Here is a 24,518-nt window from a genome sequence, read left to right as displayed (position 1 = left end):
GATATCACAAGAGTTTACGGTTTATTCAAAATCAACTTATGACACTGCTTTTCCATGAAAATTAGTTCATGCCGGGCACAGGATTTTCTGTATAAAATACCCTTAATGAAGAAACATAGAAAAATGGAGTTAGAGTGACCTGCAAAAAAAATGGGGGTATTCAGCTTGATTCGTAATGTGGGCAAATTGTTAAGAAAAACGAAAGAAAAAAAATCCAGTATACAAAATAATTACCAAGATTCTAAGCCTGCAGATGTACTTGATGCGAATTTCAGTCAAAATGTAGAAACACTTCGTTCTGTTTATGATAATTGCTCGGATGTCATGTTCCGCTCGTTCTTACTTTTCGGAAAAACGCGGGCGATGCTTATTTACATTGCGGGACTCTCAGACATCGAGGCGATAGAGCAATATGTGCTATCTCCACTCATGCAGGAGTCACCCAAGGAGCCACAACCATTAAATGATTTTATTGAACATAAATTGCCCGTTCCTAAAGTGGTGAAAGTGAATATGTTGGCGGATTGCATTGAATCGATTTCCTCTGGAAACCCGATCCTTCTATATGAAGGGGAAAGCGATGGATTTTCTTTAGGATTGTCCAAATGGGAAAAGCGGGCGATTGAAGAACCAATGGCAGAGGGGGGAGTCAGGGGGTCACGAGAGGGATTTATTGAATCTCTAGAGGTAAATACATCCCAATTGCGACGTATTATTAAAAGTCCAGCACTTAAAATACAATCGATGAAGATCGGAACTTATACCAGGACGAATGTTTCGATTGCTTATATTGATGGAATTGCGGATAAAACACTGATTGAAGAGATTACAACTCGGTTGGAACGAATTAAAATAGACGGTATTTTAGAAAGCGAGTACATCGAGGAAATGATCGAGGACAATCCGTTTTCACCTTTCCCTCAGATCATGACGACAGAACGGCCGGATGTAGCCTGTTCTTGCTTGCTCGAGGGACGCGCTGTCATTCTTGTAGAAGGAACCCCTTTTACATTAATTGCACCAATATCCTTCTTTTCTTTGATTCAATCACAAGAGGATTATGCGCAACGTTTTATGGCAGGCACTTTTATCCGTTGGTTACGTTATTTTTTTATGGGATTATCCCTATTGCTTCCATCCCTTTATGTTGCTATTTTGACGTTTCATCATGAGGCTGTCCCAACCGCACTCCTGCTAAGCAGCGCGGCATCCCGGGAATCGGTCCCTTTTCCTGCAATAGTAGAGGCATTGGCTATGGAAATTACCTTTGAGGCACTAAGAGAGGCAGGGGTTCGATTGCCGAAGCAGGTAGGTTCTGCCGTCAGCATTGTTGGAGCGCTAGTGATTGGTCAAGCTTCCGTACAAGCGGGGTTGGTTTCAGCGCCAATGGTCATTGTAGTTGCAATTACGGGAATCGCTTCTTTTATGATGCCTCGTTATATTGCCGGAATTGCTTTCCGGATGCTGCGTTTTCCAATGATGCTGCTTGCCGGTACATTAGGACTGCTTGGCATCATGATGGGGATCATTGCCATAGTCATTCACTTATGCAGCTTGCGTTCCTTCGGTGTTCCCTACTTAACGCCACTGGCACCGTTAAAAGGTCAAGAGCTGAAAGATGTGCTGTGGAGAGCTCCTTGGTGGAGGATGACTACACGCCCGCGCCTCACAGGGGATTCTAATGTATACCGTCAACCTCCGGAACAGGGACCAAATCCAAAAAGGGGAAGTGAAACGGAGTGAATAATGGTTGGAGGCTAACAAAGATATTGGAGAAAGTAAAGAGGCGTCATTTCATGAAAAGCGTCCTTCTTTTGCTTGGTATTTGTGGAACAACCCCTTTTCTAAGCGGTTGTTGGGATCGAGTGGAAATCACTGATTTGGCGATTGTCACAGCAGCCGCCATCGATAAGAAGGATGATGATCACATCGAACTATCCGTCCAGGTTTTTATTCCAAGTTCAATAAGTAGTGGAGGCGGCGGACAAGGAGGAGGGAGCAGTCAAGGAGGGGGTGCTGTTACGACATTGGTGAGATATGAAAAAGGCTCCAATATTTCAGATGCATTGTCCAAGCTTCAAAGCAAGCTTCCGCGAAAAGTATTTTGGGGACATTGCAAGATATTTGTATTCGGTGAAAAGTTAGCGAAGGAAGGAATTCAAGAGCAGCTGGATTTTTTGCTGCGCCATCCACAGCCAAGAGAGAAAGCTAATATGTATGTCAGCAAAGGGAAAGCAAAGCCTATCCTTGAATCTTTGCCACCCCTGGAAAACTATTCAGGGGAAGTGCTTAGAGAACTATCTGATTTACATATCGGGATGCTGGTCACAATGCAGGATTTAGATGAAATGTTAACGGGTATACCTCAAGCGGCCGCACTTCCATTCGTTGAAATTTTACCACCAGGGAAAGGGCAAACGAAATTACAGGGAATTCCTTACATTGTCGGGACAGCCGTGTTCAAAAAAGATAAAATGACTGGGATGATGACGGAAAAAGAAACAAGAGGGCTATTGTGGTTAAGGGATGAAGTGGAATCATACACCGTGACCATAAAACCCAAAGGGGTAAAAGGGAAGATATCTTTAAGTCCAGTGTCAGCCAAAGTCAAGATCATTCCGCAAATTATCAACGGGAAATGGAAATTATTAGTGAAGGTAAATACAGATGGATCTGTTATACAAAATGGAACGAATTTAAACCTTTCAAATCCTAAGTCTCTAAAAGCTGCAGAACGAGCCTATCAAAAAGATATAGAAAAACGCATCGAGATGGCTTTTCTGAATACTCAGGATAAGAAAGCGGACATTTTAGGGTTAGGTAAAGATTTCTATCGGAAATATCCTAAACAGTTTAATAAGGTCGAAAACCACTGGGATGAGATATTCGCGGAAATGGAAGTGGAAATCGATGTTGCGGCCCATATTCGAAGACAGGGCTATATAAACAGACCGGCAGGTTTGTCTGAGAAAGAGGTGAAGGACAAGTGAGATGGGGGGCTTTTTTGTGTACAACCGCGATTGTTGCTCTAATCATTTTGTATGAATGGCCGAAAATGAAACAAAACCCTAAAAAAGATAAAATGGCATTTCTTACACTGCTCCTCACTGGCTTGATTCTGTCCATGTTCAATCTCCCACAGATGTCAGGACCCACTCAATGGATCGAAGCTTTTTTCAGGCCATTTGGAGAGTTTATGGAAAAGTGAGTCTATCAGTCGGTTGCGTGATTTCAAATTATGACAGAAGGGAGGAAGCAGATGGAGAAAGGGAAAATTTCATCATTACAGATGGCATTCATGATGTATCCGACGATTGTGGCAACGGCTATTATCGGGGTTCCCAGCATCACAGCGAAATATGCCAAAACCGATTTATGGCTGTCCCCCATTTTTGCTGCGCTCATAGGGTATCTTACGGTTTATATCGCTTATAAACTGCACCAACTTTATCCAAAACAAACGGTGATCCAATTCACTGAAAAGATCATTGGTCGGATTCCGGGGAAAATTTTCGGTTTTTTACTCTTGTTTTTTTATATCCAGAACACGGGGCTAATCCTTAGAGGATACGCAGAATTTATTGTCGGCTCTTTTCTGGTACGTACCCCGATTAGTGTGATCATGGCATCGATGGTGCTTCTGTGTGCGTTCATCGTGCGCGGGGGAATAGAAGTGTTGGGGCGAGCTGCTGAATTGTTTGTACCTGTTTTCATTTTTCCAATCTTTATCTTAATCCTCTTGCTGATTCCTGATCTAGAATTCAAGAATATATTCCCGGTATTGGCGGATGGTATAATGCCCCCAATCAAGGGTGCGATTGTACCGGGTGGATGGTTCAGCGAGTTTTTCTTGATCATTTTCCTTCTTCCTTTTTTGGCAGATATGAAAAAAGGGATGAAATCCGGTATGAAGTCTGTGTTTGCCGTGATGATGACGTTAATTGTGGTGAATCTTACGGTTCTTTTTGTGCTTGGGTCAACAACATCCACAAAGCTTTACCCCTTGATGAATGCATCTCGATACATCAGTTTGGCCGACTTTTTTGAACATGTAGAATCCGCCGCCATGGCGGTATGGATAGTGGGGGCGTTTGTGAAAATTTCCGTTTTTTATTATGCATCTGCTTTAGGTACAGCGCAGTGGCTGAATCTCTCCGACTATCGTCCTATTGTATGGCCGATAGGGATTTTGATTGTCATATTCAGTTTGTGGTCGTTGCCTAGCACTGTGGATGTCAGTCGTAATGATATCAACGTCTTCCCTTTACAAAGTATTTTGATGCAAACGATTATTCCTCTGTTATTGTTGGTGATTGCTGTTGTAAGGCAAAGAAATCGTAAAGGAACCGAAACCAGCTGACTGGGCATTATTTATGCTAAATATCCTATCGATAAGGTGCTATCTATGTTCGTACTCGCGCAGATGGCAGGACCAACTGAATGGAGTGTTTATGAAAAAGTAGATCTATCAGTGGGTTTCGTGATTTCAGATTTACAGACTATCACAGAAAGGAGGAAGATGATGGAGAAAGGTAAAATTTCATCTCTACAGATGGCATTCATGATGTATCCGACGATTGTGGCAACGGCCATTCTCGGGGTTCCAAGCATCACAGCCAAATATGCCAAAACTGATTTATGGCTGTCCCCCATTTTGGCGTCTCTCATCGGGTATGTGACGGTGTATATCGCTTATAAACTGCACAAAATTTATCCGAAACAAACGGTGATCCAATTCAGTGAACAGATCATTGGTCGGATTCCAGGGAAAATTCTCGGTTTTTTATTCTTGTTTTTTTATATCCCGATCACAGGGCAAATCCTAAGAAGTTACGGAGAATTTATTGTCGACTCATTTCTGGTCAAAACCCCGATTAGCGTGATCATGGCATCGATGGTACTTCTCTGTGCCTTTATCGTACGCGGAGGGATAGAGGTGCTGGGGAGAGCTGCCCAATTGTTTGTTCCTATGTTTATCTTTCCAATCCTTCTTTTAATCGTCTTACTGGGCCCTGATCTTGAATTCAAGAATATATTCCCGATATTGGGGAATGGAATTATGCCTCCGATCAAGGGTTCGATTGTACCGGGTGGATGGTTCAGCGAGTTTTTTCTGATAATTTTTCTCCTCCCTTTTTTAACCGATATGAAAAAAGGGATGAAATCCGGGATGATGTCTGTGTTTGCCGTGATGATGACGTTAGTTGTGGTGAATCTTCTGGTTCTTTTTGTACTCGGGTCAACAACAGCCACAAAGAATTATCCCCTGATGAATGTATCTCGGTACATCAGTTTGGCCGACTTTTTTGAACATTTGGAGTCCGCCATCATGGCCGTATGGATAGTAGGTGCGTTTGTCAAAATTTCTGTGTTTTATTATGCGGCTGCTTTAGGTACCGCGCAGTGGCTGAACCTCTCCGACTATCGTCCTGTTATATGGCCGATAGGGATTTTGATTGTAGAATTCAGCTTTTGGTCGTACCCTAGCTCTATGGATGTCAATCGATTTGATATCATCGCCTTTCCTATTTATGGAGTTTTGATGCAAACGATTATTCCTCTGTTATTGTTGGTGATTGCTGTGATACGTAAAAGAAAAAGACAGGGAAAGGGAAGCAATTCAAGCTAACCTTTTCTATAACTTAGTTTAAGAGAATTGAAAGAGTATGTAATTAAAGTCATGCCCCATTCGAAAGTAGATACTTTTTCGAATGGGGTGTTTTTGTTGAGAAAAAAAGAGAAAAGCTTAAGATCATCAGATGTATTTTGCATCAGGATGAAAAAATTAACAATTTTTTTCAAACCGTTTTGGGATTTGTCCCGTTATCTATAGTACAAAGGCTTTTTAGAAGGGAGAGAGGAAAGATTTGAAAAAGATCATTTTTGTTGTGTGGATATCATTGATGGCAGTCTTGTTAGCATTTTCACCGGAAATGGGTTCGAAACGGGGGCAAGCTGTCGATGATGTCGTAAAAGTATATGGACCAGGTGGACCTCTTGGACCCATCAAGGAAGTGGCGGAACAATTCACCAAAGAAACGGGAATAAAAGTTGAAGTGACAGCGGGACCCGAAGAAAAATGGATTGATCAAGCCAACCAGGATGCGGATATCATTTACGGAGGGTCCGAGTATATGCTAACAGATTTTATACATGATCATCCGGAGCTCCTTGATGAAAAAAACCGTACAGAATTGTATGCACGGTCAGCTGGAATTCTGGTTAGAAAAGGAAACCCAAAGAATATACAGTCTTTGGAGGATTTAACGAAGAAGGGCGTAAAGATTGTGGATGTTAATGGAGCCGGGCAACTGGGGCTATGGGAAGATTTGGCTGGAAGAAAAGGATTGATTCCTGGAATTAGCAGGAATATTGCCATTTCAGTGAGGTCCAGTGCAGAAGCTATCGATCTATGGAAGGCAAATTCTAAATTAGACGCCTGGATTACGTATGAATCCTGGCATTACCGTCTGGCGGATGTGACGGACCTGATTCAGCTCCCTGAGGAAGACAAGCTCTATAGAGGAACCCCAGTAAGCATAACAAGAAAGAGTGAAAACAAGAAAAAGGCAAAACAGTTCATTAATTATCTTAAAACGGAAGAATCCCATCAAGTATTTCAAAAATGGGGATGGAAGTAAATTGACGAGGAGTGAGAGTATATGAAAAAGTGGATGGTATTTTCAGTTTTTATGATGGTCCTAGTTTTGGCGGCATGCGGAAATGAAGCTAATGATTCACCCCAAAATGATCAAGTGGTTAGTGGTACTGCCGATGAAAAACCAATAACCCTGAATTTAATGGAAAGTGAAACAACAGGCGAATACCTTGCAGATTCCAAGGGAATGACACTTTATTTTTTCAAGAATGATAAACCAGGAAAAAGCAATTGCATGGGTGATTGTCTGAAAAAATGGCCTCCATTCATGGAAAGGGATTTTGCTGTTCCAAAAGGATTTGAGGAAAAAGACTTTGGAACCATTAAAAGGGAAGATACAGGGGAAGAGCAGGTAACGTACAAAGGATTTCCACTCTACTATTTTGTGAATGATAAGGCAGCGGGAGATGTCAATGGCGAAGGTGTGAAAAATGTTTGGTATATTGTAAATGATAAGACGAATTTTCCTAAATAAGAAAAAAAGGGACGATCATTGATGGTCGTTCCTGTTACACGTTTTTTCCAAATTTACTGGTGAGGAGTTGCAGGTGCGATTGAAAGAAAAACATGATAAGGAATTGATGGCATTAGTAATGAAAAAGCATCGTCCTGCTCTGGAAGAACTTTATGACCGGCATATTAAATTAATCTATGGTTTTACTTTTAAGTTCACAAATGGAAATGCTGAAAAAACTAAAGAGATTGTGCAGTTGGTCTTTTTAAAGCTCTGGACCACAAAAAGCAGTTACAATTCCGAAAAGGGGCACTTTGTAAGCTGGCTTTTGACCGTTACACGAAATGTGTGTGTGGATTATGTCCGTAAAGACAGCGTTCATAACCGGAATAACAAACACATGGACATGAGTCATCCCGTTGACATAGAAGATCCTAATAATGCTATAGAAAATGGGCTATTATATAGTGAAATTGCCAATGCAAAAAGTAAGTTAAGCAAGCCGCAAAAAAGGCTGATTGATTTACTGTATTGGAAAGGGTATTCGTTAACGGAAATTGCCAAAATTGAAAATGAACCGATTGGTACCATCAAGAGCAGACTTCATCAGTCGCTTAAATTGTTGAAAAAGTATTTGGAAGTAGGTGGTTTGTAAATGAATACAGAGTGCGCTAACCTGCTTTCATTTTTATCGGGTGAACTGGGAGAAAAAGAAAAAAAAGCATTCGCGGAACACTTAATTCAATGCCCTGAATGCACTAGGGAGTATGAACAAATGACGGAAGCCTGGAATTCATTGAAATGGGATTTCGATGAAATGGAACCTCCTTCTTCCTTGAAATCAGAGGTCATGAATTTTGTCTTTGGGACTGATGATGAAGTTCCGGTGAGAAGGGAAAAGAATTGGAGTGGTTTTTTCTTTAAACAGTTTACACCAGTAACTTCAGGCCTTTTGCTGGCCGTTCTGGTTTTGGTATTTGTGCTGTTATATTCCAATATTCAACTAAAAAAAGAACTTGCAGCTATCAATCTGCCAATGGAGGTTAAAACGTCGCTATCTTTGCAGCCTGCCGATAAGACGGCTGTAAATATGAATACGGACGGTGCTGCATACATTTTGCAGCAAGGTGAAGAAAGACGGTTAATCGTTCAAATTCAGAATTTACCTAGCCTTCAAGAGTCCGAGGTGTATCAGGTGTGGTTGCTGAAAGATGGAAAACGGACAAATGCAGGAACTTTCAAGCCTGATGAAGCAGGTGCAGGATCATTGACATACAAACTGTCCATAGGTGATAAATTCAATCAAATTGGCATCACAAGAGAACCGGATTCAAATAGTACAAAGCCGAGAGGTGAAAAAATAGTAGGATCTTCATAAAAATAAGAGACTTGCCCGCGAAGGGGAAGTCTCAGACTGTAGACAAACTCGATGAAAATCGAGTTTGTCTACAGTTTTTTTGGGCTCGTGCAAATTTTGACGTTGATTTCCACTTCAGGCACTCGCTTTCCGCGGGCGGTCCGGGAGCCTCCTCGTCGCACTTGCGCCTGTGGGGTCTCCCTTGGACTCGCTATTCCCGCAGGAGTCTCGCACCTTCCGTTTCAATCAACTATGTTTAAAATTTCAGATAGAACTCCTTTTTGCCTACAGTCTTTTTTGTTTTAAGATAGAACTATTAAAACTTGAGGTGATGAGGATGCTTTCGAAACATAATCAGCGAGATCAACTGAAACTTGCCCGCAAAGGGGAAGTCTCTTATTTTTGTTCGTACCTGGACAACGGATCAGGAAGAAGAAGTCGGGATTTACAATGGAAGCCCATATGAAATGGAATACTATCATCACTAGCAACAACCAGCATGTTTTGGTTGGATGCAAATGGACAAACATTGTCATTTTCATGGTACCTATTTATTCATTAAGTCCTCACAGTATTCCCGGATCAATGCCGAGGCTTTCGTTTGGCTGATAGAGAGGTCCTTTGCGACTTTCCTTGATGATTTATATGTTTGGTAAGATTTCCTGATCAATATCCTTTTCGTTTCATCAAGTGCTTTATCGAGAGAAGTGGGGAGATCAATCTGTGTGACCTGTTCAACGTTCTCGGTAATCATTTCGGGCAAGTCGGACATTAGGATTACGGAGTCACTTATTAAGACCAACCTTTCAATCAAGTTTTCGAGCTGGCGTACATTGCCGGGCCATGAATAATGAATTAATAGGTTCAAGCATTCTTCCGAAATGACTTTATTTTCATGATACCTTTCATTGAACTTATTTAAGAAATTGTACGTAAGGGGAATGATGTCTTCTTTACGTTCCCGCAATGGAGGCAATTGAATATCAATCACATTCAAACGGTAAAATAAATCCTCCCGGAATCTTTTATCATTGACCATTTCTATCAAGTTCTGGTTTGTTGCAGCGACGATGCGGATGTCGACCTTTTTCATTTCGCTGCCGCCGACGGGAATGAATTGCTTGTCCTGGATTACTTGGAGAAGCTTTGCCTGCAGAGCGAGCGATATTTCCCCAATTTCATCAAGAAAGACAGTGCCGCCGTCAGCGGATTCAATCAATCCGCGTTTTCCAGTTTTATTTGCACCGGTAAATGCACCTTTTGAATAGCCGAATAGTTCGGATTCGAGCAGTTCTTCGGGAATGGCTGCACAGTTGATCGTCAGGAAAGGTTTGCTTTTCCGCTTACTGATCCGGTGGATGAAATGGGCAAGCACTCCTTTACCCGTTCCAGATTCCCCCTGGATTAAGATCGTGGAATCCGTAGGTGCCACCTTTTCACAAAAAGTGAGGATGCGGTTGATTTTACCGCTGTTAGTAATGAATCTCCCCGTTTCATCTTCATCATGAGTCATTTTTGACTCACTGCTTGCTTCATTCGCCTTTAACATTTTATACGTTTGTGTTTCTGTGGATGTAGTGACGACCAGTTCAATTTCCCCCGCATCATTTAAAATTGGAATCGCCGATGTCATCAATTCAGCCCCAATATATGTTTGTTGTTTCATGTAGCAAGGCTTTTTTCTTTTAAATACTTCAGGCACTATGGAGGGCGTCCAGTATCCTTTTTCAAATAAGTCCACATTATTTTTGCCGATGACATCAGTAGGTTTCAGCCCATAATGGCGCTCACATGCCTTGTTGACGTAAAGAATCCGCTTTTCACCGTCAAGGACGAAAATCTCATCTGAGGAATGATCAAGAATCTTTAATAGAGTTTGGAGTGTCATCTCGACACTTTCAGTTGAATCCGTACTTTTCATAAGGTAATCCTCTCTTTTCAAAAGGGAATGAGTGAATTCTGATTAACGTTTCATCAAATTTGAGTTAATTATAACTCAATATGACAGCGTTTTCAAAATGAATTCTTAATATTTAGTATATTAAAGGCGGTTTCCGTGGTTGGCACGCATATTGCAATATATAAAATTATCAATTGGTGAAATTGATTAGCTAGGTTTGCATGTCAGTAATTATTGCATGAATTTACATGTAAGCAAAGTGATTCTAGTAAATGGAATCTTATTAAGGAAGACATCTAGGGGGGAATGAGTTTGGAAGAAAAGTATGAAGTCTCTGACATCACTATTATCGGGGGAGGGCCGGTTGGTTTGTTCACCGCTTTTTATGCGGGGATGCGCCAAGCTTCAGTGAAAATCATTGAAAGCCTCCCTCAATTGGGAGGGCAGCTGTCTGCTTTGTACCCTGAAAAATATATTTATGATATTGCGGGTTTCCCGAAAATTCAGGCCCAAGATCTCATCAATCGATTACTGGAACAAATGGGTCAATTCAAAACGGATATTTGTCTAAATCAATCTGTAGAGACCATTGTCCGTACTTCGGATGAGATATTTGCCATTACGACATCCGAAGAAACACATTATTCGAAAGCGATAATCATCACTGCTGGAAACGGGGCATTTCAGCCTCGGAAATTAAAAATCGAAGGCGAAGAAAGATTTGAAAATGCCAACCTTCATTATTTCGTCCAGAATATGAGTCAATTCGCTGATAAGAAAGTGGTTGTATTCGGTGGCGGTGATTCGGCAGTCGATTGGTCGCTAATGCTTGAACCGATAGCTGAAAAAGTGACACTCATTCACCGAAGGGATAAATTTCGTGCCCATGAACACAGTGTAGAGCGTTTGAAACAATCCAATGTGGAGGTCTTGACTCCTTATCTCCCCGCCGAACTGATTGGAGAAGAAAGTATAGAAAAAGTGATTGTGACGGATGCGAAGAGTGGAAAACCGCTTGAACTGGAAGTCGATGACGTACTTGTGAATTATGGATTCGTATCATCAATAGGGCCAATAAAGGATTGGGGACTTGAAATTGAAAACAATTCCATCGTTGTCAATTCTAAAATGGAAACGAATATCAAAGGCATATACGCCGCAGGGGATATTTGCACGTACGAAGGGAAGGTGAAGCTGATTGCTAGCGGGTTCGGTGAAGCGCCTACAGCAGTGAGTAATGCAAAAGTTCATATCGACCCGAGTGCGAAAGTTCAGCCGCTGCACAGCACGAGCACAATGGGAGGAAAAGAGAAAAGCACATCGTCCGTTTAATTATATGAAAGGAGGGGGACCACATGGCTATATACACAATAGTTGATCAGGAGACATGTATCGCTTGCGGGGCATGTGGAGCGACTGCACCGGAAATTTTCGATTATAACGATGAAGGAATAGCTTTTTCAATCCTGGATGCGAACACAGGAATAACTGAAGTATCCGAAGATCTGGAGGAGGACCTGGAAGATGCTTTTGATGGTTGTCCGACAGATTCAATTAAGTTGGCGGCAGAACCTTTTGCCAATATACCAGTGACAGCCGGTTGAAGCGGAAGGTCAGTTTAATTAAAAGATATCAATCTTTATATCCAGTAGGGCAGGAATGCTTGTAATCATTTTTTAGGGGGAAATAATGATGGCTTATAACAAGGTGGAAAATGTTACGAATCGTACATTTGAAAGAACATTGACATATGACAAATACACGGATCCAAAAGTTCTCGAAAAGGAAATCGATCTAGTATTCTCTAAATCTTGGCAGCTTGTGGGTCATGTCAGCCAATTGGAAAAAGTGGGATCATTCTTTACGACAGAGGTAGCCAATGAGCCGATCATAGTGAACCGCGGCCAGGATGAGGTGATCCGCGCTTTTTATAACGTTTGTCCGCATCGTGCTACTAAGCTTGAAAAAAGTGAATCAGGCAAGAAGAAAATCTTACAATGCAGTTATCATGGTTGGACGTTCAAATTGGATGGGAAATTGAACAAAGCGCCAAATTTCAAAGGAGAAGATGAAGCATGTGTTCAAGATGCCTGTTTACGCTCAGTACGCATGGAAATCTTGGAATCTCTAATTTTTGTAAACTTGGATGATAATGCGAAACCGCTTAGCGAATCTTACGGCGATTTCTTTGACCGTTTAAGTAAATACCCGTTTTTAAGTGAGTTAAAAAGAACAAGTCAAAAAACGAGGGTGATCAAGGCAAACTGGAAAGCGTTCATAGATAACTATTTAGAATGTGATCATTGCCATGTAGCACATCCAAGCTTTGTTGCAGCACTTGATATGGATGATTATCAAATCATTACTTGCGATAACTATTCACTGCAAGGTTCGATCGTTAAACCGGATAAAAATTACGGAACGGTCGATTTAAATCAGGCGGAAATGCAAGGTGGATCCTTTTTCTGGCTGTGGCCTAACTTGATGTTGACCATTTATCCAGGTCCTGGAAATATGGCGACCATTCAAATGGTTCCGATTGATCACGAAACGACTTTGGCTGTTTACACATATTATTTCCGCGATGAGAATTTGACTCAGGAAGAGAAAGATCTTGTTACGTTTGCCGAACAAGTCCGACAGGAAGATGTGGAACTAGTAGAGCTGGAACAAATAGGTTTCCGCTCCCGTGCTTTTAACAAAGGCAGATATTCCTCTTCGGAAAAAGCAATTGTTCAATTTCATGAAATGGTATTGGAGGCCCTAAATGAGTAAATTAGCGAATCAATTAAAATCAATGAAACAATATCTAATGATCAATGGTGAAAAAGTGGAAACGGAAAGTTATGCTCCGCTATATTCCCCTTACTCCGGGGAAGAAATCGCCAAAATTGCCATGGCGGATAAAGAGCTGACGGAAAAGGCGATTGCAGCCGCATACAATGCACGTGAAGTCATGGCAAAAATGCCAGCTTATCAAAGGGCGGAAATATTGGAGAAGGCTGTCGCGTTATTAATGGAGAATGCTGAAGAAGCGGCAGAAGTCATATCCCGTGAATCAGCCAAACCGATCATGTTCGCAAAAGCGGAAGTTGGAAGGACCATCGAAACGTATAAGTTCTCGGCTGAAGAAGCTAAACGGATTCACGGTGAAACGATTCCTTTTGATGCAGCCATAGGCGGGGTTGGCCGAATTGGATACACGTTAAGAGAGCCGATCGGGGTCATTGGAGCCATCACCCCGTTTAACTTCCCGATGAACTTAGTGGCGCATAAAGTCGGACCGGCAATAGCTGCGGGGAACACCATTGTGTTGAAGCCAGCTTCGCAAACTCCGCTCTCGGCACTTTTCATCGCAGAAATTTTTGAAAAGGCGGGTCTGCCGGCTGGCGTATTAAATGTAGTGACGGGTCCGGGCAGCACGGTCGGGGAAGCGATTGTAGAAAACGATCGGGTAAGCATGATCACATTCACAGGCAGCCCAAGCGTTGGAATCGGGATCCGCAACAAAGCGGGGCTGAAAAAGACCACACTTGAACTTGGCTCGAACTCGGCTTTAATCATTGATAAAGATATAGATATCGATAAAATTATCGATCGCTGCATCATGGGTGCCTTCTCCAATCAAGGGCAAGTCTGTATTTCATTGCAACGTGTATATGCACATGAAGAAGTGTATGAAGAGTTTGTCGAAAAATTCACTTCAGCGGCCAAAAAACTTATAATTGGCGATCCATTAGACCCGAATACGTATATTTCCTCCCTAATCTCCAAAGGGGAAGCGGCCCGTGTATTGGGCTGGATTGAGGAAACTAAAGGCAGTAAGGCAACGATTGCTGCAGGGGGGAAATTGCAGGGTGACATTCTTGAACCTACAATCATTACAGAGGCGGATCATACGCTAAAAGTTTCTTGCCAGGAAGCATTTGCTCCGGTTGTCATTGTCAATAAAGTGGGTTCAGTGAGGGAAGCGATCGATCAAGTGAATGATTCCCGCTTTGGTTTGCAGGCCGGTATATACACGAACAATGTGAAAAACGCATTGTATGCTTCACGGGAATTGCATGTAGGCGGTGTGATCATCAATGATGTGCCTACCTATCGTGTCGATCAAATGCCATATGGCGGAGTAAAAGAAAGCGGGACTGGCCGTGAAGGCATTAAATACGCTGTGGAAGAAATGACCGAAATGAAATTGATCGTTTGGAATCAAGACTGAAATCGAGGAGAGCATTTATGAAACAATTCAAAATTGCGGTCATCGCAGGAGATGGCATTGGCCCTGAAGTGATTAATGAAGGAATAAAGGTATTAAAAAAAGTGGCTGAACTGGATTCAGGTTTTCAATTGGATTTCACATACTTCCCATGGGGCTGCGAATTTTATGCCGAAAATGGTAGAATGATGGATGATGATGGGATCGATAAGCTAAAAGCTTTTGACGCAATTTATTTGGGTGCGGTCGGGTTTCCGGGCGTTCCAGACCATATTTCACTATGGGAGCTATTATTGAAAATCCGTAAAAGCTTTGATCAGTATGTCAATATCCGGCCCGTGACATTGTTAAAAGGGGCTCACTTGCCTCTCGTTGATGTGAAACGTGAAGATATTGATATGCTGTTCATCCGCGAAAACAGTGAAGGTGAATATTCAGGCGCAGGAGACTGGCTGTTTAAAGGGCAGGAACATGAAGTTGTTCTGCAAAACGGTGTGTTTTCCCGTAAAGGGACGGAAAGGATCATCCGTTTTGCTTTTGAAACCGCGAAAAAAGAAGGCAGATCGCTCACGAGCATTTCTAAAGCAAATGCCCTGAATTATTCGATGGTTTTCTGGGATCAAGTATTCGAAGAGGTCAGCAGGGAATATCCTGAAGTCGAAACTGCTTCATATCTAGTCGATGCAGCGGCAATGCTGATGATCAAAGACCCGAAGCGCTTTGAAGTCGTTGTCACTTCGAACCTGTTCGGTGATATTTTAACAGACTTGGGGGCTGCGCTTGCTGGAGGAATCGGCCTGGCTGCCGGTGCCAATATTAATCCTGAAAGGGAATTTCCATCGATGTTCGAACCAATTCACGGCTCAGCTCCTGACATTGCCGGCAAAGGCATTGGAAACCCGCTTGCCTCCATTTGGTCAGCAAGCCAAATGCTCGACTTTTTTGGCTATGAATCACATGGTAAGATTGTTCTTGATGCGATTGAGCAACTGTTGCTGGAAGCCCGGGTGCTCACGCCCGATATGCAGGGCACGGCATCCACTTCCGAAGTGGGGGACAGGGTAACGGAAATCATCGAGTCAATCATTTTATCCAAGGTCTGACTTGAATTGATGGGGATCGTTCAATATTTATTGAATGGTGATCCGAATATAATGATGCTGCCAAGTGTTAAGCCAATCGTTTATACAAAATTAAGAGGCCAAGGCTTGGAAAGAAAAGCCCTTGGTCTCTTAATATTTATGAACAAGGAACACGGAATGGTGATCATTAATACACAGTCAAAAGTACTCAAATCAATGGTATAGCTAAGAGGAGCGGTCTTGATGAAAAAAGTTGAAATGGTTGTCGAAAAAAATGTGCCATGCACCATGAGGGATGGCACCGTACTTTATGCGGATGTATACAGACCTAATTTGACTGGGCAGTTTCCGGTTTTATTGACCAGGCTTCCATACAGTAAGGACTTACCGTATTACTCCCATCGTTATTTGGACACCAATCGTCTTGTTGAAAATGGATTCGTTGTCATCATTCAGGATGTGAGAGGACGCTTTCAGTCCGAAGGGGAATTCAAGCCATTCAGCCAGGAAGCGGATGACGGATACGACACAGTGGAATGGGCGGCTTCACTCTCGTATTCTACAGGGAAAGTGGGCATGTTTGGCCTATCCTATTATGGATACACGCAGCTGCTTGCAGCGGAAAAAAAACCTCCACACTTAATCGCCATTTTTCCGGCAATGACGCTGAATGACCAAAGAAATGGAACGGTTTATCGTAATGGGGCTTTTGCTCTAGGACTTTTTGAAACGTGGACATTGGAATCGATTGTACCCGATTTGCTGAAGCGGAGGTATGAAAAAAATAAGGAAAGAACTTCGGCTTTTCGTAAGCTTGCTGACTCCCTCAACAATATTGAGGAATTATATGCATATGCACCTATTAATGATTGGCCGCCATTAAAGGTTCTGGACGAAGGTAATTTTTTCTTTGAACATTTGAATCACCCAATCGAAGACGAAATTTATTGGCAGAATTCAAGTATTACTGGGAAATTTGATAGGATACAGCTTCCTGCTTTTCATTTGGGCGGTTGGTATGATTGTTTTATCGGCCCTACCCTGGAAAATTACGTGGAAATGAACAAAGCGAATGGCCAACTAAGCAATATTCAAAAACTGATTGTTGGACCATGGAGCCATGGCCTTTTTTCCTCGATCCAGGGTGAACGCTTCTTTGGAGTGCACGCGTCTGGGGATTGGATTAACCTTGATGAAGATATTACCGCCCTTCATATTCGCTGGTTTAATCACTGGCTGAAAGGTATCGATAATGGTATTGAGAAGGAACCGCCGGTGAAAATATTTGTAATGGGGATTAATGTATGGCGTGATGAAAATGAATGGCCGCTTGAACGTACTGAATATACGAGTTATTATTTGCACAGTAAGGGAAAAGCGAATACGAAAACAGGTGATGGGCGCTTAAGCAGAGAGGAGCAGGAGGGAGAAAAGACGGATTCATATATATATGATCCCCTAAACCCTGTACCGACAAAAGGTGGAGCTACACTTTTTTCCGGCCCACTTACAATGGGTCCATATGATCAAAGCGAAATCGAAAAGCGGGACGACGTGCTCGTTTATACTTCAGAGCCATTGAAAGAAGCGCTTGAAGTAACAGGTCCGGTTAAAGTGAAGTTGTTTGCATCAACTGACGCAGCGGACACTGATTTTACTGCAAAGCTTGTGGATGAATCACCCGATGGTAAAGCGATTATTTTAACCGAGGGAATCGTCAATGCAAAATACCGGAATGGCCATCGAGCTGAAAAAGAATTGAATGGGGAAATCGTTGAATACGAAATTAACTTGTGGGCTACAAGCAATGTCTTTCTTCCGGGTCATCGGATCTTGCTTGAAATTTCATCAAGCAGTTTTCCACAATATGCCCCCAATCCGAATACAGGGAAATCAATGATCGAAAGCAGTGAAACAAAAAGGGCCAGACAAACGATTTATCATAGCAAGGAATTTCCTTCTAGCATTCTATTGCCAATCATCCCCAAGTGAAAAATGCTTATAAAAGCAGGGAGGAGAGACTTCCTTATGTTTGGTTTTCAACATTGTCACCTGTTTTATGAGTTAAAAACAGTTCAGTTGAGGTGATTAAAACTCAAGAAACAGATGCTCAATAATAAAAAAACAAATTGTTAGGTTTAATAAAAGCCTTAGAATTCTAAAATCACTAGTATTAATAGGGTTAAAGGGTGAATCGTTATGAATAAAAGCAATTGGCATAACTCTTGCAAATAATAATATGAAGGGGGGGAAAGTTCATCCATTATAATAGATTCCAGGGTTAAGGGATGACCGAAAATGTTAGGCGGAATTTTGCCTCTTATGTTATTGTAAGCCAAAGAAAAGGTGATTACACTGGAATCTATCTGCAACCTTAATTAGAGAGAAATTGATAATAGTAGTTTGAAAATTTGTATTATTATTTCTTTTTTGAGGTTAGTAGTGAAGCTACTGCCAGTGTGAAGGTGGTTAAGAACAAGATATGCATGACCCATTTTTTAAGCGCTTTCACAGGCCGTTTCATTAACAGATTTATTAAGAGGGGGACTTCAATTTGAAGAAAATCATTGTGCTGCTCAGCGTCATACCCGCAATTGGCTCATTATCTGTGGTTAACCGTGTGGAGCCATATATATTCGGGTTGCCTTTCATCATCTTTTGGGCCACAGCATGGCTTATTTTGACATCCATCTGTCTTTATATTAGCAGTGTGATCTGTGATAGACAGGAGGAGAATAAATGAACAGTTCCATATTAATCATCACCATGACTCTTGCTTTGGCTTTTTACTTAGGTATCCGCGCAAAAAAGGGACGCGAAATGAAGCTTGACCAGTGGGCGGTCGGGGGGAGGAACTTCGGTTCGTTAATCATGTTCGTTCTAATGGCAGGAGAGATGTTTTCGACTTTTGTGTTTCTTGGAGCCAGCGGAGCGGCATACCGTATGGGCGGTCCCACTATCTATATATTTTGCGCTCTTACTTACATCGTTCCTTTCTGGATTTTACCCCCAATTTGGCGCTATGCGAAAAAACATAATGTGCTGACGCAATCTGACTTTTTTACAAAAAAGTATAATAGTAAGTCATTGGGACTTCTGGTTGCTGTTATAGGAGTCCTATCAATGATTCCTTATATCGTATTACAATTAAAAGGCTTTCAGATCATTGTTTCCGAAGCATCATATGGATTGATTCCCCCAACGGTTGCTGTTTGGATCGGAATGCTCTGCGTAACTGTTTTTGTATATGTGTCAGGAATTCACGGTTCGGCGTGGACGGCAGTATTGAAAGATATCCTCATTCTTGTCGTAATCGTGTTTTTGGGCATATATTTGCCCATACATTACTTCGGCGGAGTACAACCGATGTTCGAAACCCTAGAAGCAACAAAACCGGGATTCTTATTGCTTCCTGATGAAGGGCTGAGCATCTCTTGGTATATTTCCCTTTGCCTGACCATCGCATTGGGCCAATATATGTGGCCGCATTGCTTTGGAGCGAGTTTATCTTCCCAAAATGAATCAGCTCTGAGGAAAAACTCTGCCATTTTACCTCTGTATCAAATCATTCTGGTTTTCATTCTTTTTATCGGTTTTACGGCGGTTTTACAGATACCGAATTTACAAGGCGGCGATACGGACCTTGCCTTATTTAAAATCGCGAAAGATGCTTTCCCTCCTTGGATTGTTGGCGTTGTAGGAGCAGCAGGAATGCTTGCAGCCCTTGTACCGTGTTCGATGTTAATTTTGACGGCAGCCACGATTTTATCAAAGAATATTTACAAAGCGGTTAAGCCTGACACATCGAATGAACAGCTTGCCAAACTGACCCGTATATTCGTTCCTATCGTGTCACTAGTCTCCTTGATCTTTACATTCTATGGTGGCAATACGATGATTGCGTTACTGACCATGGCTTACAGTTTTGTCCTGCAACTTTTCCCTCCATTAGTATTCAGCTTGCTTAAGAGAAATCCGGTAAGTAAAGCGGGGGCCTCTGCAGGGATGATTTTAGGGGTGGTGTTGGTAGCTTACTTTACGCTGGCGGAGGCAACAATGGCCACTTTATTACCAAAGGCACCACATTTCATTCAGGATATTGATATAGGAATCGTCGCCATTACCTTTAACCTTATCGTCATGCTGGCTGTCAGTGCTTTCACAAGAAAAGACCAACAAACGATTCAGGAAGAAGAACCGGTTAAACGGATAATCACTTCTTGATAAAAGGAAGCATTTTATAGTAGAAAACGTCTTATTCGCCTTATCTTCCATGACTATCGATAAAGAACTGGGAGCATTATCTATAAAGAACCATACAAAAAGGTTAGCCTTTGAAGCTATCCTTTTTGTAGTTTTCCAAGCTTGCAGTATTATATTTTCCATACGTAATTAAAGGAAATGTGTTAAGTTGGACTAAAATGATTATGGGGGCAGCGATGAAATACGAGATTATCTTATTTGATGTGGATGATACATTGCTAGACTTTGGAATATCGGAAAAAAAAGCACTGCATGAAGCATTTTAGAGTTCGGTTTACCCACAGGGGCGGAGGATTATGCGGGATGCTACCGAGAAATCAGTAAGGTATTATGGAGGGATTTGGAACAGGGGCTTATAGATTTAACAAATCTGGGTGTGGAAAGGTTCAAGCAGTTGTTCCTGAAGCACGGGCTTGATATCGATGCGGGTGCGTTCAGCCGTGCGTACCTAGGACATTTGGGAAAGGAGATACATCTTCTGCCCGGGGCTTTAGAGGTTTGCGAGAAGCTTGGAGGATGCCGGCTTGCTATCATAACAAATGGCTTCACGGCAGTGCAGAAAGCAAGAATCGGCGGGTCAGCCCTTTGCAATACCTTTGAGACTTTGATAATTTCCCAAGAGGCTGGGTTTCAGAAGCCTGATAGAGGGATTTTTGATTATGCATTTTCCAAGTTGAAGATCACAGATAGATCGAAAGCTTTAATAGTGGGTGACTCCTTGACATCAGATATACAGGGCGGCTTGAATTATGGTATGGATACATGTTGGTACAATCCCCATCAAAAGGATAATTATCTTGGCATCAAGCCCACCTATGAAATCCGGTCGCTCACTGATCTTTTGGAGATTGTAGGAAGTAAACAAGTATAGAGAGGTATATGCATTCTAAAAAAACAGAGGCCGCTTGTCCGAGTGATAGGACGTGGCAGCCTCTGTTATTATTACTCATGCCAGAGATTTTAGAATCAGTTCAAATCCAGCTCATGTGGTTTAAGTGTTTGATCCTTTTCTTTCCTTCTGCTGAAATACGGTGATAATATACAAAGCGCCAGGGAAATTGCGAGACCTGCCATCATGAATCCGCCAAATACCAAAGGGGATGGGCCATATGATTCAGCCATGGTGGTCCAGATGAGCGGACCGAAACCTGCAATGGCTGCCGCAACCTGATAACCGACAGATAATCCAGTATAACGGACCTTGGCTGGAAAGAGCTCCGAGAATAATGTCCCTTGTGTAGAAAAAATGGCTCCCCAGATGACACCGAGTACAACAGCCTGCATAATGTAGAACCAGCCGACCCCACGCCCAATCATTGTGAAATATGGGATGGCCAAGAGGAAAAGGAGAGTCAGGCCCCCAAAATAGATGATTTTTCGATCGATAAAATCTGAAATGTAACCAATTACAGGAATGGTAATCAGCATTGTAGCGCAGCCAATCGTTAAACCGGTAAGGGCTGAATCTTGGGAATAACCAAAATACAGTGTAGTAAAGACGAGAACATAGGACATGATGAATACATTGAAGAACCCGTCCCCAATTTTTAGTCCGATCACTTGCAGCACACTTCTCCAATCGTGTTTCAACGTTTCAATAATGGGAACTTTCGCAAGATCGCCGCTATCCTTCTGCTGCTGGAATTCCGGTGTTTCTTCAATGCCGCTCCTTACCCAGATTGCCAATCCGATCAGTACACCGCTTAAAAGGAATGGGATCCGCCAACCCCAAGATAAAAATTGGGCATCGGTTGTCAAGGAACTGATGAGGGTTAGGCTGAACGAACCGGCAACCAAGCCGATGGGGACCCCTAGTTGGGGAATGGATCCATATAACCCACGGACACCTTTAGGAGCAGATTCCGTTGCCAATAGGATGGCTCCTCCCCATTCACCTCCCAAGGAAATTCCTTGAATCAACCTCAGCACCACCAAGATGGCGGGGGCGGCCAACCCAACCTGGGCATAAGTGGGCAGAACGCCGATTAGCATTGAACTCCCTCCCATACCAATAAGGGTGAACATAAGTGCTGCCTTCCGTCCGATGCGATCACCCATATGACCGAACAGGATGCTTCCGATTGGACGGGCTGCGTAACCAGCCCCGAATGTGACAAAGGCGAGAAGAAGTGAAATCGCAGGATCATGATTGGGAAAGAATAGAGTTGTAAAAACCAGGCCCGTTGCTGTCCCGTATAAATAGAAATCGTACCACTCAATAACGGAACCAGCTAAACTAGCGAAAAGAACTCGACTTTTTTTCATGGTAAATGCTCCTTTAATGCTAAGTTTTTCATCAAAACTGTCTTCAACAATAAATAAAGCCGAAATGAACAAAAATGATGGTTAATGAATATAAGTGAAAAACTGGATTATTTAGATTATTTTAGAGGGCTTATCCATACCGGTCAATATAATTCTGACTTTTCTGAAAAAATGAAGCGAATAACTTAGCTCTTATCACCTGTAATGGAATATAATTAATTCTAAAGTAATGGAAATGAACGATCCGATCTTCCCGGATAAAATGCCTAAAGTGAAATAAAATGAATGAGGAGAAATTAAAACGGAATATTTAGAATTTTCATGTATAGAAGAGTGGCAAAGTGGAAATCATGTGGTTAAGGAAATGAAAAAGAGGAAAGGATAAGATTTTAATAAATAATAATAATCTCCAAGTTATTTAGTATAATAGAAAAAAGGTTAAGGAGTTGGTTTCGTATGGAGAAGCAATTGCCAGGAACATCGCTTGAACCTGAAGAGATGGCTGAAATGGTTTTAAAAAAGGCCCTTGCTGATTACCGGAAAGCACAAATCGAAAAAGAAATCGATGACTCATTAAGAAATCGTGATAAGGAAGAGTTCCTACGTTTAACTGAGATATTGAAGGGCATTTCCTGAAATTTCATTCTCTGTGAACAAGACAAGTAGTTATGATATGGAACGTACACTGAAAAGCCAGCACAGCTTGCTAACCATAAATATGAAGAGAAAACTTCATTTATCTGAAACATACTCAGTAAATAGCAATCTATAGTATTATAATAATTTACATTGTAAGCGCTTTCTTGTATAATCAAATAAAGAAAACGATGGAGAGAAGTATGTAAGTGCGCTAATGGCGGGATTCAAAGGTATTAGTGGCTGAAAAGTTTTGCACCGGGACAAAAACTAAAAGGGGGAAAAGATATGAAAAAGAATGGAGTGTCTTTAGTTGAATTTGTTCAGGAGGATCGATTCGAACTCAGCTCCTACATTACTTCTTTATTTAACAAACTGAATGACTATGTTCCCAAAAGTCTTAAGGATAAAAGGTGAGTGACATTAAAAAATGGATCAGGAAGATATGCAAAACTTCCTGATCCATTTTTTATTTTGTTTTTGGGATTCAGAGTTTTAAGTAGTGCACTTAAGTAGAAGTCTCATTAATTGACAATGAGAATCGTTATCGAATAAAATGATTCATTATAAGTATATCGATTGGAGTTGTTCGTATTGTTCGTTCAGATGAGAAAAATGGTGGTAAAAGAAGGTAATGCAGAACAAGTAGTAAAACGGTTCAGTGGGGAAGGGATCATAGAAAAGCAGGAAGGGTTCATCGATTTAAGTGTAATGGTGAAAAAAGTGCGACGCGGGGATGAAGAGGTCATCATTATGATCAATTGGGAGTCGGAGGCGCATTGGAAGCAGTGGGAAAAGAGTGAAGCCCATATCGCAGGCCATAAAGCAAACCTAGGGAAACCAAAGCCTGAATATATCGTCAGTTCGGAAGGATCATTATATGAAGTGAAGGCAATCAAAAAGGCAGTGAAATAACTGGACTTAAGCTAGCCTGTTTTAAATTCCGTATAAATAAGTAACTGGGTGGAATATCCCATTTCTCCATCATCTTGTTAGCATAAGGATACGGAATGGTTAACATTCACATATAATAGCTTACCTTCACTAAAATTCAGGCTCCCATTATGGGTGCCTCTTTTTGTTGATGAAATTATCTCGGGAAGGTTATGTAATTCCAAGTGTTGATATAGTAAAATATCTTTTATTTTCATTAAAAAGGAGACATTCATGGAAATGTAAAGAAAAGGGGAGCAGGAAGGTAGTCTTAAAAATTTACATATATGAAATGAATAGGGATGTTTTTCTTAGATTAGTTGGAATTACTATGATAAAGTCAATTGAGTTTAGAAATATTAATATACCAAAATACCACTACCGATATCGATAAAGTATTGGTCAGATTTTTAAGAACCGCTGAAGATGTTTTTCATTAAATATTCAAGCACATTTCCATATTTATCAATGTTTTGAAACGTGAAGAAGAGTGAATATTATAAAAAATGCAAAAAAAGTGTTTACAGGGAAAATTTTTCATTGTAGTATTTCCTTATAAAGTAAATGAAATCGATTTCATCCCGAATCAAGGTTATGTACAAGCTATAACTGAAGGGGGAGTGGATTGGTCCTTATTTTTCTTAAGGTGGGCCTCTTAAAGAAATGAAATCGATTTCATTAGCGAATTATAAGCTTTTAGGATTGAGCTAGAAAATTGATTGATTGATTCTAAAAAGAAACATGGATGGATTTC

The 24,518-nt window shown here is 41.5% G+C and carries 23 protein-coding genes and 1 pseudogene; 22 read left to right on the top strand and 2 right to left on the bottom strand.

What is annotated here, in order from left to right; translation table 11 throughout:
* The first annotated feature begins 150 nt into the window (after positions 1 to 150).
* The 9 genes from ACIQ0C_RS18135 (at position 151) to ACIQ0C_RS18095 (ending at position 8,490) form a co-directional block, all read left to right on the top strand.
* Positions 151 to 1,743, top strand: coding sequence for a spore germination protein (locus tag ACIQ0C_RS18135; RefSeq protein ID WP_403062456.1), 1,593 nt, complete (start codon positions 151 to 153; stop codon positions 1,741 to 1,743).
* Positions 1,740 to 2,990, top strand: coding sequence for a Ger(x)C family spore germination protein (locus tag ACIQ0C_RS18130; protein WP_403062453.1), 1,251 nt, complete (start codon positions 1,740 to 1,742; stop codon positions 2,988 to 2,990). The genes ACIQ0C_RS18135 and ACIQ0C_RS18130 overlap by 4 nt, the downstream gene beginning before the upstream one ends.
* A 14-nt stretch (positions 2,991 to 3,004) precedes the next feature.
* Positions 3,005 to 3,208, top strand: coding sequence for a hypothetical protein (locus ACIQ0C_RS18125; RefSeq protein ID WP_402837079.1), 204 nt, complete (start codon positions 3,005 to 3,007; stop codon positions 3,206 to 3,208).
* A gap of 51 nt (positions 3,209 to 3,259) precedes the next feature.
* Positions 3,260 to 4,360 carry a GerAB/ArcD/ProY family transporter gene (locus ACIQ0C_RS18120; protein WP_403062451.1) on the top strand — a complete coding sequence of 367 codons (1,101 nt, stop codon included), beginning with the start codon at positions 3,260 to 3,262 and terminating at the stop codon, positions 4,358 to 4,360.
* 45 nt (positions 4,361 to 4,405) lie between these two features.
* A complete protein-coding gene (locus ACIQ0C_RS18115) occupies positions 4,406 to 5,629 on the top strand; it encodes a GerAB/ArcD/ProY family transporter (RefSeq protein ID WP_403062449.1) in 1,224 nt (407 codons plus the stop codon).
* Positions 5,630 to 5,903: 274 nt separating this feature from the next.
* Positions 5,904 to 6,641, top strand: coding sequence for an extracellular solute-binding protein (locus ACIQ0C_RS18110; protein WP_403062495.1), 738 nt, complete (start codon positions 5,904 to 5,906; stop codon positions 6,639 to 6,641).
* Between the two features lie 21 nt (positions 6,642 to 6,662).
* Entirely contained in the window at positions 6,663 to 7,133 is a 471-nt protein-coding gene (locus ACIQ0C_RS18105) for a COG4315 family predicted lipoprotein (protein WP_403062446.1), read from the top strand.
* A gap of 79 nt (positions 7,134 to 7,212) precedes the next feature.
* Entirely contained in the window at positions 7,213 to 7,767 is a 555-nt protein-coding gene (locus ACIQ0C_RS18100; RefSeq protein WP_403062443.1) for an RNA polymerase sigma factor, read from the top strand.
* The gene (locus ACIQ0C_RS18095; protein WP_403062440.1) at positions 7,768 to 8,490 is read left to right on the top strand and encodes an anti-sigma factor domain-containing protein; all 723 of its coding nucleotides are present in this window, start codon (positions 7,768 to 7,770) and stop codon (positions 8,488 to 8,490) included. It abuts the gene before it with no gap.
* Positions 8,491 to 9,016: 526 nt separating this feature from the next.
* Here the strand turns inward: ACIQ0C_RS18095 and ACIQ0C_RS18090 are convergent.
* Positions 9,017 to 10,390, bottom strand: coding sequence for a sigma-54 interaction domain-containing protein (locus ACIQ0C_RS18090; protein WP_402837065.1), 1,374 nt, complete (start codon positions 10,388 to 10,390; stop codon positions 9,017 to 9,019).
* Positions 10,391 to 10,681: 291 nt separating this feature from the next.
* Between ACIQ0C_RS18090 and ACIQ0C_RS18085 the strand changes: the two genes are divergently transcribed.
* The 10 genes and pseudogenes from ACIQ0C_RS18085 (at position 10,682) to ACIQ0C_RS18040 (ending at position 20,801) form a co-directional block, all read left to right on the top strand.
* Positions 10,682 to 11,701, top strand: coding sequence for an NAD(P)/FAD-dependent oxidoreductase (locus ACIQ0C_RS18085; protein ID WP_402837063.1), 1,020 nt, complete (start codon positions 10,682 to 10,684; stop codon positions 11,699 to 11,701).
* Between the two features lie 23 nt (positions 11,702 to 11,724).
* On the top strand, positions 11,725 to 11,973 hold the full coding sequence (locus tag ACIQ0C_RS18080) for a ferredoxin (protein ID WP_403062437.1): 249 nt from the start codon (positions 11,725 to 11,727) through the stop codon (positions 11,971 to 11,973).
* An 88-nt stretch (positions 11,974 to 12,061) separates the two neighbouring features.
* Positions 12,062 to 13,144, top strand: coding sequence for an aromatic ring-hydroxylating oxygenase subunit alpha (locus ACIQ0C_RS18075; protein WP_063235396.1), 1,083 nt, complete (start codon positions 12,062 to 12,064; stop codon positions 13,142 to 13,144).
* Positions 13,137 to 14,588: an aldehyde dehydrogenase family protein gene (locus tag ACIQ0C_RS18070; RefSeq protein WP_403062434.1), complete on the top strand. Its 1,452-nt coding sequence runs from the start codon at positions 13,137 to 13,139 to the stop codon at positions 14,586 to 14,588. The genes ACIQ0C_RS18075 and ACIQ0C_RS18070 overlap by 8 nt, the downstream gene beginning before the upstream one ends.
* Before the next feature lie 17 nt (positions 14,589 to 14,605).
* Complete coding sequence (locus ACIQ0C_RS18065) at positions 14,606 to 15,688, top strand: tartrate dehydrogenase (RefSeq protein ID WP_403062432.1); 1,083 nt, start codon at positions 14,606 to 14,608, stop codon at positions 15,686 to 15,688.
* 6 nt (positions 15,689 to 15,694) lie between these two features.
* The gene (locus ACIQ0C_RS18060) at positions 15,695 to 15,892 is read left to right on the top strand and encodes a hypothetical protein (RefSeq protein WP_403062429.1); all 198 of its coding nucleotides are present in this window, start codon (positions 15,695 to 15,697) and stop codon (positions 15,890 to 15,892) included.
* Positions 15,893 to 15,910: 18 nt separating this feature from the next.
* Positions 15,911 to 17,659, top strand: a complete 1,749-nt coding sequence (locus tag ACIQ0C_RS18055; protein WP_403062426.1) for a CocE/NonD family hydrolase — start codon at positions 15,911 to 15,913, stop codon at positions 17,657 to 17,659.
* Positions 17,660 to 18,221: 562 nt separating this feature from the next.
* Positions 18,222 to 18,410 carry a DUF3311 domain-containing protein gene (locus tag ACIQ0C_RS18050; RefSeq protein ID WP_264896419.1) on the top strand — a complete coding sequence of 63 codons (189 nt, stop codon included), beginning with the start codon at positions 18,222 to 18,224 and terminating at the stop codon, positions 18,408 to 18,410.
* On the top strand, positions 18,407 to 19,891 hold the full coding sequence (locus ACIQ0C_RS18045) for a sodium:solute symporter family protein (RefSeq protein ID WP_402837051.1): 1,485 nt from the start codon (positions 18,407 to 18,409) through the stop codon (positions 19,889 to 19,891). Before ACIQ0C_RS18050 ends, ACIQ0C_RS18045 begins: the two co-directional genes overlap by 4 nt.
* 215 nt (positions 19,892 to 20,106) lie before the next feature.
* Positions 20,107 to 20,801: pseudogene (locus tag ACIQ0C_RS18040) on the top strand (YjjG family noncanonical pyrimidine nucleotidase).
* A gap of 95 nt (positions 20,802 to 20,896) precedes the next feature.
* Here ACIQ0C_RS18040 and ACIQ0C_RS18035 read toward each other — a convergent pair.
* On the bottom strand, positions 20,897 to 22,195 hold the full coding sequence (locus ACIQ0C_RS18035; protein WP_403062423.1) for an MFS transporter: 1,299 nt from the start codon (positions 22,193 to 22,195) through the stop codon (positions 20,897 to 20,899).
* A gap of 456 nt (positions 22,196 to 22,651) precedes the next feature.
* Here ACIQ0C_RS18035 and ACIQ0C_RS18030 point away from each other — a divergent pair, with 456 nt between their 5' ends.
* The 3 genes from ACIQ0C_RS18030 (at position 22,652) to ACIQ0C_RS18020 (ending at position 23,746) form a co-directional block, all read left to right on the top strand.
* Entirely contained in the window at positions 22,652 to 22,831 is a 180-nt protein-coding gene (locus ACIQ0C_RS18030; RefSeq protein WP_402837045.1) for an IDEAL domain-containing protein, read from the top strand.
* A gap of 288 nt (positions 22,832 to 23,119) precedes the next feature.
* Positions 23,120 to 23,248: a hypothetical protein gene (locus tag ACIQ0C_RS18025; RefSeq protein WP_260359184.1), complete on the top strand. Its 129-nt coding sequence runs from the start codon at positions 23,120 to 23,122 to the stop codon at positions 23,246 to 23,248.
* 177 nt (positions 23,249 to 23,425) lie between these two features.
* Positions 23,426 to 23,746 (top strand): antibiotic biosynthesis monooxygenase family protein, encoded by a 321-nt coding sequence (locus tag ACIQ0C_RS18020; protein ID WP_053533860.1) that lies wholly within the window; start codon positions 23,426 to 23,428, stop codon positions 23,744 to 23,746.
* The last annotated feature ends 772 nt before the right edge of the window (positions 23,747 to 24,518 follow it).

Source organism: Peribacillus sp. NPDC096448 (assembly GCF_044762675.1).
Lineage (GTDB): Bacteria > Bacillota > Bacilli > Bacillales > DSM-1321 > Peribacillus > Peribacillus frigoritolerans_B.
The sequence above is the reverse complement of the archived record's forward strand: the minus strand, read 5'-3'. Positions and strand labels throughout refer to the sequence as shown.